Below are 15575 nucleotides of genomic sequence, written 5' to 3'. Positions count from 1 at the left end.
CCGCATGCCATTGCCGACGGGCCACGCCCCGGCACGTTCACCAACCGGTCCACCGAATTCGCCGCCGCGCCGCCCGGCCCGGGCCAGCCACCGCTGAACGGGACCGTCGACAGCATCAACGCTGTTCGGTGAGCGGCAGGTCGACGATGGACGGTTCACGGAGAAACCTGCGCCAGACGGCGGCCGCGTTGTCGACGAGCTTGCGCTCGGTGAGATTCATCAGGCCGGTCAGGCTTGTCACCTCGGCGGCCACAGTGCCGTCGGAGCGGCGGATGGTCGACTGGACGACCTTGACGATCTTCGGCGACGGGTACTCGAAGCGCGTCTCGACGTCGATCTCGTCACCGAGCATGAGTTCGCGCCGGTACTTGATGGAGACGTCCAGTTCCACAGGCCCGAAGCCCGCCGCGGCGAGCTTCTTGACCGAGAGTCCCGCCTCGGCGAGTGCGGACCATCGGGCGTGTACGGCGTAGCTGAGGTACTGGGAGCCGCGAACATGCCCGTTCGAATCGATGTCGTCGCTGCGGATGATGATGTGTGTCGAGTGCGGCACAGGCGTCTCCATCGTCGGGGTGGCATCGAGTGAAGCCCTCTGACCTGTGCTGACGGGGGCGAGGCAGCAGGGTTCAATGGGGACGCCGTCGGGCCCGGCCTCGTCGTGCTGGTACGCGGCGGCCACCTGGGCGGTTCGCACCGCCGGGGGTTCAGCGGCCGAGTCGGGTTCGGCCGGCGCTACACTGGCCCAGCTTGAGCCGATGCGGCCCGTCCGATATGAGGTGGGTCAGGGCTCGCTTGTGCGGATCAGGGCTGGCCGGGTCCAACCGCGCCGAGTGCGGCGGACGAGGAGCAACATCGTGGTTGCCCTGGTCTGTGTCGCCCGCTGCCGTCCGGAACGCCAGTGTGCCGCCCTGGGGCGGTCGTGCGGCGGGCCGGGCAGCGGCTCAGAGCCGACAAGATGGATCGGCCCGGAAACGGGAACCAGGACGGTGCCGTCGGCAGGTCGTCGCCACTGAGGGCGACCTGTCGCAACGTGGGCGCCTACGAGCAGGAAGGTATATCAGTGGTTGACGACGGTGACCGATCTCCGCCGTTGCTGTTCGAGGTCCTCGGCCCGATCAGAGTGCGGCGTCACGGCCAGGAGCTCGACCTGGGCCCTCGTCAGCAGCGGTTGATCCTGGCTCTCCTGCTCGTCCGTGGCGGTCAGCCGGTGGGGACCGGGGAAGTGATCTCCATGTTGTGGGGCAGCAGCCCGCCGACGAGTGCCGTCAACATCGTCCATCGGTACGTGGGTGATCTGCGCCGTCTGTTCGAGCCGGACATCAGGCCCCGGGCGAGGGGGCGCTGGCTCGCTTCCGACGCTGCCGGATATCGCATACTCGTGGACGAGCAGAACCTTGATCTGTTGTCCTTTCGCCGGCTCGCGCTGGAGGCCCGTTCGGCGGTTGCCGCGGGGCGGCCCGATGCCGCGATGGTGGCCTACACCAAGGCGCTGGACCTGTGGCGGGGACCGTGTGCGGGCGCACCGGAGTTGCTGGCGGAGCAGTTCGAGGCGTTCAACGCTGTCGACCAGGAATGCACAGGGGTCGCCAGTGACGCCGCCGATCTGTCACTCCTGCTGGACGGCGGTCGTTCCCTCCTGTGCACGTTGCGACGCGTGGCAACGCACCACCTCTTCGACGAGCGGCTCCAGGCCAGACTGATGATGGTGCTGTCCGGCTCCGGTCAGCAGGCGGAGGCCATCGCCCGCTATCACCTGCTCCGCCGGAAGCTCCGGGAGGAGCTTGGAGTCGACCCTGGCCCCGAGCTTCAGTCGGCGTACCGCCGAGTGCTCCAGCAGAGCTCCCCGCAGGAGAACGAGGGACGTCAGCGGACCTCCACCCCGGAACGACATCGCGAGGTGGCTCCGCCCGATCGAGGGCTGCAATCCCGCTACGACGGTGTGACTCATACCGCGTCGATCACTGTGGGTGCCGAGGACATCGGCCCCAACGGGCACGTCCGCAGCTCGAGATATCTCGACTATGCGATCCGGGCCCGCTGGGCGGCGCTCGCCGATGCCGGTCTGTCGATCAAGGAGTTGGCGTCGGCTGGCGTGGGGCCTGTGGAGCTGGACGTGTCGATCAAGTTCCTGCGCGAGCTGGTTCTCGGTGACGAGATCGATGTCGTGACCCGTTTCGAATATCCTTCTCCGAAGATCGTTCGACTCGTCCAGTCACTGTTCCGGCGCTCCGACGGGGTGTTGGCTGCCATCGTGACGAGCGTTACCGGGCTCATGGACATCGCGGAACGGCGGTTGGTCGACAACGCCGCCGAGGTGTGGGCGGACTTCCTGCAAGACCTCGCCGTTGTCGATCTCGCCGATTCGGAACTCGACAAGGCGTGACGTGCGGGAGAGTTTACGTAGCGGTCAACGTTACGTCGTTTGACGCAAGAAACGACCACTGCGCCGATTTACCGTACGCGTCTGAAATCCCGCCCGCCAGATAGGTGATTCAACCTCGCAAAGCGTCACGGAGCAGCTTCATGGCGTAGTGCGCACGAGATTTGACCGTGCCTACGGGAATGTCGAGTTGCGCGGCGGTTTCCTCAAGGGAGTGCCCCTTCACGTGCAACTCGACGAGGACGGCTCGGTGGGACGAACTCAGCCGGGCGATTGCCTGCTGGAGCGTCAGCTTGGCGATCACCGTTTCCGCGGCCCCGTTCCCGGAACCGGCGGGTTCGGTGTCGAAGAGGGCGACCTCCGTCGGTCGCGACTGCCGCTTCCGGTAGGCGTCGATGGCCAGCCGGCGGCCCACGGTGAACAGCCACCGACGCTGCGACTCGGGCTCGGTCGGCACCGCGTCGATGCTGCGCCAGGCCCGCAGCATCGTCTCCTGGACCAGGTCCTCGGCGGTGTGGGCGGCGTCCGACGACACCAGGCCCCGCAGGAAACGCAGCAGGGCACGGCCGTTATTGCGGTGGATTTCCTGGAGGCAGCCCTCGGCGCGGCACGCTGGCGATTCCGCGTCGGTCGGCTCGCGCTCGCGGTCGAGCTTCTCGGCGCCCCTGATCGCAGTCGCGATGGTCATGGTGAGTCCCCCCCTAGCAGTTCCAGCGGTTCGGGGCGCAAGGCTATTGGGGGCTAGTGCAAATCTACTTAACTGCCAGTTACTTCGTTGTGAGTGGCCAGCGGGGCGCATTTTCAGTGCACGTGGCGGCTGTTCACTCACTATTCATGGATAGTTTCCGAGGCTGCCGAGATCGTTGTCCTGCCTGACGTGCGCCGGGCGAGAAAGTTCAGCAGCGGTCCACGGCTGGCCGGCGGCAGCCGCCTTGACGGATACCGGACCTGCCTGAACTCGTCGACGTCTACTACGTCGACACAGGTATGGAGTCTCAAACTCAGCAACCGTCGGTGCGGGAGCCCTTTCTGGGCTTCTTCCGGGGTGACGTGCACAGCGAACTGGCCGGATACCGTGAGCGACGGCCGGTCGCGCCGCTGCGACTGCCCGACGGACGGACCGGTTGGCTTCTGACCCGTTACGACGACGTGCGCGAGGCTCTGGCCGATCCCCGCCTCGTCAAGGACGGCCTGTTGTCCCCGCTCGGCTTCCGGCCGCAGCTGCCTCCCGACATCTACGCCGCTACCGCGCGGAACATGCTCACCGTGGACCCTCCGGACCACACCCGCCTGCGCCGACTGCTCCAGGGCGCTTTCACCGCCCGTCGTATCGAAGGTCTCACGCCTGCCATCACCGCCACCGCCGACCAGCTGATCGACGACCTCGCCACGCCGGGACCGCACGACCTCATTGAGGAATTCGCCCTCCCGCTCCCGATCACTGTCATTTCCGAGCTGCTCGGTGTCCCGGCGGAGGATCGGGGCAGCTTCATGGAGTCGGCGAGTGTCATCGTCGCGGGTCCGAGCCGCTTCCACGAGCTGCCGGGCGCCATGATCGGGATGATCGGCTACATCCGTGACCTGGTCGCCACCAAGCGCCGGCAGCCCGGCGACGATCTGACCTCAGCCCTGATCGCCGAGCGGGACGGTGGCGACCGGCTCACGGAGGACGAACTCGTCTCGACGGTGTACCTGCTGCTGCTTGCCGGATACGACACAACGGCGAACCTCATCGGAAACGCTGCCTGGCTGCTACTCGACGATCGCGCGCGGTGGGATGCGGTCCGCACGGACCCGGGCCGGTTGCCACAGGCCATCGAAGAGGCGCTGCGCCACGAGAGCCCCGTACAACTAGGGACCCACCGCCTGGCCGTCGAAGACGTCACGTACGGCGATCAGGTGATCCCGGCCGGATCGACTGTTCTGCTGTCCATCCTGGCCGCTCACCGTGACGGCAGGCAGTACGCCGAGCCCGGCGCATTCGAGCCGGCACGCGAGCGGAGCCCACACCTCGCCTTCGGCCACGGCATCCACCACTGCCTCGGCGCACCACTCGCCCGCCTGGAGGCACGGGTCGCCCTCACCACGCTGGTGTCGCGTATGCCTGAGCTGCGCCTGGTCGACGGGTTCACCCCCCGGTGGCGGGCCAGCGCGTTGATGCACGGGCTGGAGGATCTGCTCGTGACGTCGAGCTGAGGACCTGCGCTGACAGTGCTGCCCGCCGGGGAGTTCGTCACCTCACACCCGCGAACGGATGCCTCGAACCCGCGTCGGTCAGGGTATGCCCACGCTCCTTGCCATCGCGGCTGTCTGGACCCTGCGGACCGCAGGCTTCGTCTGGTGGCATTTCGTTGTCCGGCACCGGCGCCCGTAGCGTTTCAGACGAAGAGGTCTCGGCGGGAGCCGGCCGTGCGTGTCTGAGAGGCGTCACCGGCCGACCATGACGTCGGCCGGTGACGCGTCAGTCGGTGCATCCTCGACAAACGGTCGCGGGTAGATTGCCGGACGCGCCAGATCCGGATACATCCCTTGCAGCGCCCGAAGGGCGTAGTACGCGCGAGTCGTGATGGTGGCCGTGGAGACAGCGAGCGCGGCGGCGGCGTCGGCCACCGAGTAGCCGCGCAGGTAGATGAGGTCGATCACGACCCGGTGCTTGGGCATCAGCCGGCGTACGCCCTCGGTCACCACCATCGCGTTGACCACATGCTCGGCGTGGTCGTCGGTCACCGCGTCCTTCACCGCGGCAGCCCGGAGCGCTCCGGCCGGCCGGGGGCAGGCCCGAGCCGCGACGATGGTCCGCACCACGCCCAGTAGCCAGGCTCGGACGGTGTCCCTTGTTCCACTCAGGTTGTCCGGATGCCGCCACGCGTGGACCAGGGCTTCCTGCGCGATGTCCTCGGCCTCCGCGTGGTCGCGTGTCAGCTGGCCGGCGTACGCCAGGATCGCCCGGCCGTGTTTCTGCCAGATGCTCCTGACCAGAGCCTCGCCCGCCGCCTCGCGGTGGTCGGTGTGCCGCCTCATCGATGCCCTTCCTCTGCTGCGGCGCCGGCTGCGTGCGCGCCGCTACGCCCTCGTCGACATCGACGGTCAGGGAGGATCAGGATTCAGGTGGGCCGGCCGAAATATCGCTCTGCGTAATCCCTCAAGCGCTCGGAGTAACCCAGGTCACACGAGGCCGGACAGGTCGACGATCCGGTCGGCCCAGCGTTCCATCAGGGTCTGGTCGTGGGTGACGACCAGAACGCCTGCGCGCTGGGTCCGCTGGTAGTCGCTGATGACGGCGGCGACGTGCGCCTGCGTGGAGGCGTCGAGCATCGCCGTGGCCTCGTCGCAGAGCAGGTAGTCGGGACGGTGCACGAGGGCCCGGGCGAGGCAGGCGCGTTGCAGTTGCCCGTCGGACACCGCGTGCGGCCGCCGGCCGCGCAGGTCCGGGGTGAGGCCGACGAGGTCGGCGAGTTCGGCCACCCGTTCGCGGACCACCGGTTCGGGCGTACGGGTGGCGCGCAGCGGTTCGGCGATCAGGTCGGTGATGCTCAGTCGGGGGTCGGCGGCGGCGCGGGGGCTCTGGAAGAGGGCGGCGACGCGGGTCCGTACAGCGACCGGCACGGAGTAGCGGGCGGCGTCGACAGGGGTGCCGTCGATGCTGACCCGGCCGCGGTCCGGGCGGTGCAGGAGTGCCAGCACCCGGACCAGCGTCGACTTGCCACTGCCGGACGGGCCGCGGAGCCCTACCGTCTCGCCCCGGTCGATCCGCAGAGTGACGCTGTCGAGCACGACCTGACGGCCGTACCCGACTGTCACCTCGTCGGCGAGCAGGTGCTGCGCGCTTGTCACGTGACGGCTCCGGTGGGGATGGGGTGGTGGCAGGCGACAGTGCCACCGCCGGCGGCCGGTGTCGGTAGCGGCCGGGTCGCGCATTCGTCGGCGCGGCGTGGGCAGCGGGGTGCGAACGCGCATCCCGGGGGCAGTGCCGTGAGCATCGGCGGGTCGCCCGGCACCGGCCGGAAGGCCCGGTCCGGCAGGGCGTCGAGCAGCGCCGAGGCGTAGGGGTGGGCCGGTGCGGTGAACAGGCGGTCGGTGTCCCGGTGCTCCACGACGCGGCTGGCGTACATGACGGCGACGGTGTCGGCGACCCGGCGCGCGGCGGCCAGGTCGTGGGTGATGAGCACTACTGCCGCGCCGTTGTCGCAGCGGCGGCGCAGCAGGTCGAGGGTGTGGTCCACCAACGGCCGGTCCAGCCCGGTGGTGGGTTCGTCGGCGATGAGGAGCGACGGATCCGGTGCCAGCGCGAGCGCGGTGACCAGACGCTGTGCCATGCCGCCGGACAGTTCGTGGGGATAGCGGTCCAGGTCCGCCGGGTCGAGCCCGACGTCGGCCGCGAGCCGGTCGGCGTCCTGGCGGTCCCGGCCGTGCGCCCGCAGCGTCTCGGCGAGCAGCCGTCGCCCGGTGCGCACCGGGTTCAGGGCGGTGGCCGGGCTCTGCGGGACCAGGCCGACCCGTCGGCCGCGTACCTTGCGGGCCAGATGGCGCTGGCCGCAGGTGACGAGGTCGACGGGGTCGGTATCGGGGTCGTGCAGCACGGCGTGGCCGGTGACAGTGGCGTTGCCGGGCAGGAGACCGAGCAGGGCGTGGGCCAGGACGGACTTGCCGCAGCCGGACTCGCCGACGACGGCCAGCAGTTCGCCGGCCCGTACGGTGAGGCTGAGGTCGCTGACGGCGCGCACGGTCGCGTCGCGGAGCCGGAACTGGACGCCGAGACCGTCCACGGCGAGCAGTGGCCGACCGGCCACGTTGCGGGGCGGTGCCGGGGCGACGGCCGATTCGGTGGTGGTCACAGGTGCAGCTCCGCTCGGACCCGGGGATCGAGGCGGTCGCGCCAGCGGGCGGCGAGGACCGCGATGGCGAGGGTGACGACGACGATGACCGCACCCGGCGCCAGGCTTGCCCACCAGGCGCCGGTCAACAGCGACCCCTGACCGTCGTTGATCATGTTGCCCAGTGAGGCGAGGTGCGGCGGCAGGCCGAGGCCGAGGAACGACAGCGCGGTCTCGTGCCACACCGCGTGCGGGATCATGAGAGTGGTGGCCAGCGCGAGCCGGGGCAGGACATGCGGCAGCAGGTGCCGCAGCAGGACCCTGCGCCGGCTGGCGCCGCCGCTGATGGCGGCGTCGACGAACGGTCGGGTACGAAGGCTCAGCAGCTCGGATCGGACGATGCGGGCGGTGGAGAGCCAGTGGGTGAGGCCGACCGAGGCGATCACCGCTCCGAGGCTGGGACCCAGCATCGCGACGATGAAGATGCCCAGCAGCAGGTGCGGCATCGCGGCGATGGTGTCCACGATCCGCATCAGGACGCGATCGACAGGGCCGCCGAGCGTACCGGCGATCCCGCCGACCACGCCGCCGAGGACTGTGGCGACGAGCGCGGCGACCGCACCGACGAGCAGCGAGACCCGCAACCCGTAGACGGCCCGGTGTGCCACGTCCCGACCGAGGTCGTCGGTGCCCGCGAGGTGGGTCCAGGACGGCGCCAGCCGGGTCTGGTCCAGCGCCACAGCGCTCTGGTCGAGCGGCCAGACGAGCGGGGCCAGGAGCGAACCGGCGACGGCCACGAGCAGGATGAGACCGGCCGCAACGGCACCGGCCTGGCCCGGTCGCGGCCGGAACCGGGCCACCCGGAGCAGCGATGGTCGGGCAGCGAGGTCAGTCATCGAGTCGTACCCTCGGGTCGGCCGCGGCGTAGGCGAGGTCGGTCGCGAGATTCGCGGCCAGCACCACGGCGGTGGTGACGAGCGTGATCGCCGCCAACAGCGGGAAGTCGCTGCCCAGCGCGGCGGCGACCGTGACGGCACCCAGCCCCGGCAGCGAGAAGACGGTCTCGACAAGCACCGCGCCGCCGACCAGTTCCGGCAGGTGGGTGCCGACCAGGGTGAGGAACGGCAGCAACGCCGTCCGCAGCGCGTGTCCGAACAGCACGATCCGCCCGGGCAGCCCTCGCGCCCGCGCCGCGAGCACGTGGTCGTCGCGCAGGCTCTCCGCGACCGCGTCCCGGACGAACAGCACGAACCACGGCGCCTGGGACACCGCCAGCACGCCGACCGGCAGGATCAGGTGCCACGCCACGTCGGACCACGACGTACCGGTGGCGGCCACGTCGGTGAGCCCGCCGGCCGGCAACCATCCCAGGGCCAGCGCGAACACAGCGATCGCGGCCAGGCCCAGCCAGAAGACCGGCATCGACTGCACCGCGTAGGCGGCCGTCCGCAACGCCCTGTCGAACAACCCACCTCGCCGGTACGCGGCCAACGAGCCCAGCAGCAGGCTTCCGGCCAGGACAAGGGCCAGCGCCACGCCGATCAGCAGCAGTGTCCAGCCGGCCCGAGCGGCGAGCACCGAGGCGACCGGCTCGTGTCGGCTTGTCGACCAGCCCAGGTCGCCCTGCACCAGGTTGCCGATCCAGCGCAGGTACTGCACCGGCAGCGGATCGTCGACACCCCAGTTGGCGCGGATCTGCGCCAGGTTCTCCTCGCTTGTGGTGAAGGCCGCCGCGCCCGCGTACTGCTTGGCCGGGTCGATCGGCGACGCGGCGCCGAGGGCGAACATCCCGATGCTCGTCGCGAGGAGCACCGGCACGGCGACCAGGAGGCGACGCCGGACCACCGCCCCCGCACCCGCCAGTCGGCGGGAGCGGGTCACGAGCGGGTCCAGGTGTCGATGTTCCACCAGATGCTGTTTGCCACCCCGTGCTCGTGCGCCTCGACACGGGGAGTCACGCCCTGGACCGAGGCTTTCAGCACATAGGTGTGCCGCAGGTAGGTGAGGAACAGCCACGGTACGTCGGTTGCCAACTGCTGCTGGAACCGCGCGTACGCGGCCTTGCGGCGGGCCGGGTCGTACTGGTCGCGGCCGTCCTGCAGTGCCCGGTCCACCACCTCCGAGCGGTACGAGCCGGGGTTGAAGTAGCCCTGCCCCGCGAACCGCGAGCCGAACAGCTTGTACGAGACGAAGTCCGGGTCGTACGGCGTGCCGTACCCCATCAGCAGGGCGTCTGACTTCATCCGCGGGTCGATGGCGTCCCAGGTGAGCCCCGCCGGGGTGACCTCGATGCCGATCTTCTTCGCGTCGGCGGTCACCGCCAGGGCCAGGTCCTTGCGGAGCGTGTCGCTCGCCGGGTACATCAGCGTGAACCGGGCCGTCCGTCCGTCCTTGACGCGTACGCCGCCCGGGCCGGGGGTCCAGCCGGCCGCGTCGAGCAGCGCACCCGCTGCCGCCGTGTCGGCTGTCGGCTTGCCGATGATCGAGGGCTCGGCGAACTCGGAGGTCGGAGGGATCGGACCGAACGCCGGCTCGCCCGCGCCGCCGAGGATGCCGGACACCATCGCGGACCTGTCCACTGCCAGGTTGAGCGCCCGGCGGACCGCAGGGTCGGCAAGGACCGGGTTGCCCGACGGCAGCATCACGCCGCGGTAGTCGGCGGTCGGCACCCGCTGCACCTGGTACGCGGTATCGGTGTCGAAAACGGAAGCGAGCTTCGGTGGCAACTCGGCCGCGTCGAACTCGCCGGCACGCATCCGCTGGGCGCGTACGTTGTCGTCGGCGACGAAGGCGACAACCAAACGGTCGTTCGCCGGCCGGCCGCCGAAGTAGCGCTCGTTGGCCGTGAGCACCAGCCGGTCGCCAGGTGTCCAGGAGTCGACCCGGTAGGGCCCGGTTCCGACCGGCTTCCGGTTGAATCCGGCGGTGTTGATGTCCTGGCCGCTGAGCAGCTTGGCCGGCACGATGCCGAGGGTGAGCCGCTGGAGGAACGGCGCGTACGGGTAGCGCAGCCTGAACACGACAGTCGCCGGATCGGGTGCGGTCACCGACTCGACCATGTCCAGGTCGGAGCGCAGCGTCGAGTCGACCTTCGGATCGAGGACGGCCTGGTAGGTGAAGACGACGTCCTGTGCGCTCAACACCGTGCCGTCGTGGAACTGCACGCCGTCGCGCAGCTTCGCTGTCACTGTGCGCCCGTCGGCTGACAGCAGCGGCAGGTCGGTTGCCAGGCCGGCGACGAGCCGGTTGTCGGCGGCCCGGGCGACGAGGCCGTCGAAGATCAGCGAGGCGCCGTCGACGCCGTAGTTGAGCACCGGGTTCAACGCGTCCGGCTCGTCGGACGTCGCCACGACAAGCGTCGTGCCGCCGGATGAACCGTCGGGGGTGCTCGGGGCCGAGCAGCCGGCGAGGACGAGAGCCCCCGTGGCCGCGGTCGACGCCACGAGGCGCCGGAGGATCGGACGCATCCGGGTCACAGAAGGCTCCTGTGGTGTGGGAGATCATTAGGTGTCGGCGCAGCTCCGAGCGCCGCGACCTTTGTTGATCACGGTGACACAGTTGCAAGTCTTTGGCAATTACCACAGTCGTGCATCACAGTCGTGTGGTCGACGGTGACGGCACCGGCGCGTACGGGCAGTGACCCGGCGGTCGATGTGCCGAGATGCTCGAAGAAACGTGGGCACCTCGGCCGGCTCGGCGCTCCGATCGATTTCGTGAGCCGGCTACCTGCGGTTGTCCTTCAGCATCCCTCTTGGGTGCTGGTCGCCTCCGGATGCGATGCTCGCCCGTCGAGGATCGGCCGAGAGCAGCCAATTCTGATCCGGATCTTTGCCTGTCGCCGACGCGCCCTTGCGGAAGTCTTGCCGTAACGGCTCGGAGGGGTCAGGTGAAGGCACGATAGAGAATCGACCGCTTCGGCGTTCTTATAGGCGCTCATGGCTATTGACAGCATGGTGTGATTGGCCTTCGACGATCGTTCATCTGCCACAGGCTGAGGCGTCAAGGGGTCCCAGCGGCGGGCTCTACCTCGAAGGTGGGCTGGTCGGCCAGTGGGGTGGGGGTGATTTAGTGGCTTTCAGGGATATGGTTCCGTCCGTCGGGTGACCGGCACCTTCTTGCGGGTTGTGCTGCGATGTCGGAATGAACCCCTGCTCCCGGTGCCGCCTGGTCAAATAAGGGCTGGTCGCATCACCTAATTCGACATTGGACGATGCTCCGGTATAGTGCGGCCAATCCCCTTTTGACAGTGCCGGAAAGCGTCTGATCTGCGTGATGACACCTGGGCTGGGAAATGCGTCGAAAGACCCGCGCTTCGTAGGGCGGCGACAGCAGTTGGCGCGTATCGAGAGAGCCCAGGCCGCGGTGCTGAGCCACAGCCGGCAGATGGTCTGCGAGGTCGTCGGCGAGCCGGGCATCGGCAAGACCCGGTTCGTCCGCGAGGCTCTGGACCGGTGCGTCCCCACCGTCCCCTGGGCCATCGGGACCTGCGCGCCGGATGAGCGAGGCGTCCCCTTCCACGTGTTCCGGCACGCTTTCACCGAGGGGTACCCGCCTCGGCCCGGGTTGACTGCCCGGTCGTCCGCCAGGGAGGCCTGGCCGGAGCCCGCCGCCCCGGTGCCACCGGCGCAGGAACGGGCGTCGGACGCCCGCCGGTTCCGGACCTACCAGTTGGCCCGCCGGCTGATCGGAGTGGCCGCCCAGGACGGTCTGGTGCTGGTCCTCGACGACCTGCACTGGGCGGACGCACCCTCCGCCGGGCTGATCGCCCACCTGCTGCGGTATCCGGTGCCCGCCCCGCTGCTGCTCGTGCTCGTCTACCGCCCACGGCAGATGGCGACCCCGATGCCGTTCGGCCCACCGGATCCCGACGGACAGGCCGACGCCGTACCGACCGCACACGACCGGATCGAACTGCGCCCCCTCGACCTCGCCGAGGTCGCACTTCTGCACCCCGACGTCGCCCAGCCGGAGTTGCGCGTCCGATACGACCTGACCGGTGGCAACCCTGGTTACCTGGCGGCGTTGCCGGGCGGTCCCGACTCGGCAGGCACCGGCCCGAACCCGAGAGTACCCGGTGCCCGACTGTCCGACACGGCGATGGCGGTGCTGCGGCGCGAGTGGGTGGCCCTGCCGCCCGTCGAGCTGGCCTGCCTGCGGGCCGGGGCGATTGTCGACACGCCCTTCGCCGCGGACCTGCTCGCCGAGGTCGCGCAGGTCCCGACGCCACTGGCGGTCGAGGCCGGCTGGCGGCTGGCCCGGCTCGACCTGATCCGCCGCGTCCCGGGCACCGGCCGGTTCGCCTTCCGGCACCCGGTGCTGCGGATGGCGGTCGCCCAGGACACCGACCCGGCATGGCGGGTGGACGCCTGCGCGCGGGTGCTCACAGCGCTTGTCGATCGCGGCGCGCCACCTGCGGACCGGGCCCGCTACGCCGAGCGCCTGCTCGCCCTTCCCAATAGCCGCTGGGCCGAACGTTGCGTCGACGTGCTCTGTCGGGCCGCTGAGGATATCCGGGGCGAGACACCGGACCTTGCCATCCGCTGGCTGCGGCTGGCGTTGCGGGCGCTGCGGCCGACGGCCAGCTCGGCACAGCGTCGCCGCGAGGTGTCACTCGCGCTGGCCCAGATCACCGGGGAGGCGGGCAACCTGGCCGAGAGCAGGGCCCTGCTCCAGGAGATCGTGCCGCTGTTTCCCGCCGACCAGCAGGGGCGACGGGCTCGGGTCGTAGCCCTCTGGGCGCGCGTGGAACGCCTGCTCGGCAACTACGCGGAGGCGGCGGCGATCAGCCGGCGCGAGCTGGCCGCCCTGCCGGCCGGCACCGGCCCCACCGGCGGCTACCGCCTCGCCGCCGAGATCGGCGCCGCCGGCATCCTGGCCGGTCGCCCCCTGCCCGGTCTCCCCGACGCGCTCGGCGGCGATCCCGGCGGCTCCGGTGTGGACCGGGCCGGTCTGCTGGCCATCCGGAGCCTTGCCGCCGCGCACGACGGCGCACTCGACGAGGCGCGGAGCCTGCTCGATGCCGGCGCCCGGATCGTCGACGCACTGCCGGACCGGGACATGCGGGGCCACCCCGACTGCTTCACCGCGCTCGGCCTTACCGAGTTGTACCTCGAACAGCAGGCCGACGCCGCGCGGCACCTCGACCGAGGGCTGACCCTCGTCCGCGCCTCGCACCGCGACGACGGGCTGTGCCTGCTGCTGCTCGGTCGCAGCCAGGTGGCCTATTACGGCGGCCAGCTGACCACCGCCATCGGCTTGGCCACCGAGGCGGGCATCGTCGCGCGGCGCATCGGCAGTCGCCACCTGCTGAGCTTCGCCCTGGCGTTCGAGGCGGAGGCGACAGCGTGGCGTGGTGGTCCTCGCGACGACGACCGGGCGGTGGCACTGGCCCGCACTGCGGTCGGGATCGCCCCCGACATCGCCACCTGGTGCGGTCGTACCGCAGTGCTGGCGCTGGCGACCGCGGCACTGCTGTCGGGGGATCCCGCGACCTGTGTCGAGCTGGTGCACTCGGCAGGCGGCGACAACCGGCTGAGTCGACTCCAGAGCACCCTCCGGCCGATGTGGTACGAGCTGCTGTGCGCCGCCGCGCTCGCCGCGGGTGACGTGGCCGACGCGGAACGGCAGGCGCAGCGGGCGATGGCCGAGGCGGACCAGATCGGTCTCGCCGGGCAGCGGGGATTCGCCGAGTCGGCGTACGGCGAGGTGCTGTTGGCCCGTGGTGAGATCCCGGCGGCGCTGCTGCACCTGGAGACGGCGGGCGACCTGTTCCGGGCCGGCGGGATGGTGCTACGGCGCAGCCTCGCGCTCGCCTCCCTGGCCCGGGCCGCCGAAGCCGCGGACCAGGCCGGCACGGCGGCGCGCGCCCGCCGCCGTGCGCTGGAGCTGGCCGGCTGGTGCGGGACGGAACGGGTCGGCCTGCGGCTGGCCCGCCCGGTCGGCCCGCGCGAGGTCGCCGCCCTGACCGATCGGGAATGGCACATCGCCCGGCTGGCGGCGACCGGTGCCACCAGCCGACTGATCGGGCGGCAGCTGAACATCAGCCCGCGCACTGTGGAGGCGCACCTCACCCGGATCTACCGCAAGGCGGGCGTCGCCTCCCGGTCGGCTCTGGTCGCCTGGGTCGCCCGGCTCGATGACACCGATCGGTGACCACGATCCAGGCCGGATGACGTCGTTCGGTGCAACGCCGACGGGCCGGGCAGCACGAGGCCGCGCCGCCACCGGCCTGGCCCGTCGGCCGCTCACATACTCGACTCCATCGGGCGCGAATTCCGTGCACCGGTGGTGGATGGAGGACGAGATGCTGGGCAGAAGATCCGTCAGGAGCCCGCGTATCCTCGCCGCGCCGGTGCCGGCGATGCCGTTCGCCACCGCTGTGGCGGCGGCGCTGCTCGTGCTTACCGGCTGTGGTGGCGAGCCGGTGGACGCGGCCACGCCGGCGCCCGACGGTTCGACCGCCTTCGGCAGGGACCGGGCGGCGTTGGTGCTCACGGCCTTCGACCAGGCCGACTCGGCAGCCTCGGTGGCCGGCGACGTCGAGGCGCTGAAAACCCAGGAGGTGCCGCCCGCGCTGGACCTCAGCATCGCCGCGGTCCGCCGGTCGGCCTACAACCAGCGCCCGCAGCCGTCGTTCCAGCACATCAACCCGGCCTTCGCGGTGCCGCCCGGCGACCCGGCCTGCTTCCTGGCCACCGCCACCCTCAAGCTCGCCGGCTCCGAGCTCGCCCCCACCGACGTCAGCCAGTTCGTGCTCGACGCCGACGGCCAGTGGAAGCTCAGCCACAACGTCCAGGTCACCCAACCGTCGCTTGTGGTCGCCCGGAGCATCGACGGTAGGCCGGCCACCGAGGGCGGCACCGCCCTGGACGAGACCAGCCGCCGCGCCCTCGCCGCCGAGGTGTTCGCCCGCAGCATCGGAACCACGACGAGCAACCGTGCCCTCGTCGCGTCGAGTCCGCTGCTCGACGGCCAGTTCGCTGGCGGCTGGGAGGTCTACGGGCAGCAACTCGCCGGCGTCGGCGCGGCGGTGCAGCGCACGATGGACAAGGCCGAATGGTCGGACTGCGCGGTAGCGGTGCAGGCCGGCACGCTGACGTTCCTGACGATCCACGCAACCGACACGTTGCGCCCGGCGCCCGGCGGCCCGGCCACCGTCCAGATGGTGCCGCAGAGCCCGGATTTGATCGCCACGGGCCACCGCGAGGCGGTACGCGGGAAGTCGATCCGGGTCACCCGGGTGGAGACCTTCCTGATGCTCGTACCGGCGCAGACCACCGGAGCTTCGGTGCTGGGGCTCAACGACACCGCGTTGACAGTCACCCCCAGCTGACCGGCCGTGCGCCGCACCGCCGACGGCAGAAACCGGTGGCATCACTCGG

Annotated in this window: 12 protein-coding genes; 4 read left to right on the top strand and 8 right to left on the bottom strand. The window is 70.5% G+C overall.

From position 1 onward, the window contains the following. Nucleotides 1-115 precede the first annotated feature (115 nt). On the bottom strand, nucleotides 116-553 hold the full coding sequence (locus tag ADK66_RS28735; protein WP_197281671.1) for a thioesterase family protein: 438 nt from the start codon (nucleotides 551-553) through the stop codon (nucleotides 116-118). 507 nt (nucleotides 554-1060) lie between these two features. Between ADK66_RS28735 and ADK66_RS28730 the strand changes: the two genes are divergently transcribed. Further along, complete coding sequence (locus tag ADK66_RS28730) at nucleotides 1061-2383, top strand: BTAD domain-containing putative transcriptional regulator (protein WP_167944310.1); 1323 nt, start codon at nucleotides 1061-1063, stop codon at nucleotides 2381-2383. A gap of 109 nt (nucleotides 2384-2492) precedes the next feature. Here ADK66_RS28730 and ADK66_RS28725 read toward each other — a convergent pair whose 3' ends face one another. Beyond that, nucleotides 2493-3068, bottom strand: coding sequence for a sigma-70 family RNA polymerase sigma factor (locus ADK66_RS28725; protein WP_053660839.1), 576 nt, complete (start codon nucleotides 3066-3068; stop codon nucleotides 2493-2495). 326 nt (nucleotides 3069-3394) lie between these two features. Between ADK66_RS28725 and ADK66_RS28720 the strand changes: the two genes are divergently transcribed. Beyond that, nucleotides 3395-4576, top strand: a complete 1182-nt coding sequence (locus ADK66_RS28720; RefSeq protein WP_167944308.1) for a cytochrome P450 — start codon at nucleotides 3395-3397, stop codon at nucleotides 4574-4576. 231 nt (nucleotides 4577-4807) lie between these two features. On the opposite strand, the gene ADK66_RS28715 is transcribed toward ADK66_RS28720, so the two are convergent. The 6 genes from ADK66_RS28715 to ADK66_RS32510 form a co-directional block, all read right to left on the bottom strand. Then, complete coding sequence (locus ADK66_RS28715) at nucleotides 4808-5401, bottom strand: sigma-70 family RNA polymerase sigma factor (protein ID WP_082377723.1); 594 nt, start codon at nucleotides 5399-5401, stop codon at nucleotides 4808-4810. 144 nt (nucleotides 5402-5545) lie between these two features. Continuing rightward, entirely contained in the window at nucleotides 5546-6214 is a 669-nt protein-coding gene (locus ADK66_RS28710) for an ABC transporter ATP-binding protein (RefSeq protein ID WP_053660837.1), read from the bottom strand. Further along, complete coding sequence (locus tag ADK66_RS28705; RefSeq protein ID WP_231640237.1) at nucleotides 6211-7215, bottom strand: ABC transporter ATP-binding protein; 1005 nt, start codon at nucleotides 7213-7215, stop codon at nucleotides 6211-6213. The genes ADK66_RS28710 and ADK66_RS28705 overlap by 4 nt, the downstream gene beginning before the upstream one ends. Then, entirely contained in the window at nucleotides 7212-8090 is an 879-nt protein-coding gene (locus ADK66_RS28700) for an ABC transporter permease (protein ID WP_053660835.1), read from the bottom strand. The genes ADK66_RS28705 and ADK66_RS28700 overlap by 4 nt, the downstream gene beginning before the upstream one ends. Further along, nucleotides 8083-9102, bottom strand: a complete 1020-nt coding sequence (locus ADK66_RS28695; RefSeq protein WP_231640236.1) for an ABC transporter permease — start codon at nucleotides 9100-9102, stop codon at nucleotides 8083-8085. Before ADK66_RS28695 ends, ADK66_RS28700 begins: the two co-directional genes overlap by 8 nt. Further along, complete coding sequence (locus tag ADK66_RS32510) at nucleotides 9072-10661, bottom strand: ABC transporter substrate-binding protein (protein WP_053660834.1); 1590 nt, start codon at nucleotides 10659-10661, stop codon at nucleotides 9072-9074. Before ADK66_RS32510 ends, ADK66_RS28695 begins: the two co-directional genes overlap by 31 nt. 805 nt (nucleotides 10662-11466) lie before the next feature. Here ADK66_RS32510 and ADK66_RS28685 point away from each other — a divergent pair. Continuing rightward, complete coding sequence (locus tag ADK66_RS28685) at nucleotides 11467-14346, top strand: AAA family ATPase (protein WP_082377721.1); 2880 nt, start codon at nucleotides 11467-11469, stop codon at nucleotides 14344-14346. Between the two features lie 151 nt (nucleotides 14347-14497). Continuing rightward, nucleotides 14498-15526: a hypothetical protein gene (locus tag ADK66_RS28680; protein ID WP_157553028.1), complete on the top strand. Its 1029-nt coding sequence runs from the start codon at nucleotides 14498-14500 to the stop codon at nucleotides 15524-15526. The last annotated feature ends 49 nt before the right edge of the window (nucleotides 15527-15575 follow it).

This window comes from Micromonospora sp. NRRL B-16802 (assembly GCF_001279555.1).
GTDB classification, from domain to species: Bacteria; Actinomycetota; Actinomycetes; order Mycobacteriales; family Micromonosporaceae; genus Micromonospora; species Micromonospora profundi.
Note: the sequence above shows the minus strand (reverse complement) of the source record. Positions and strands in the feature narration are given on the sequence as shown.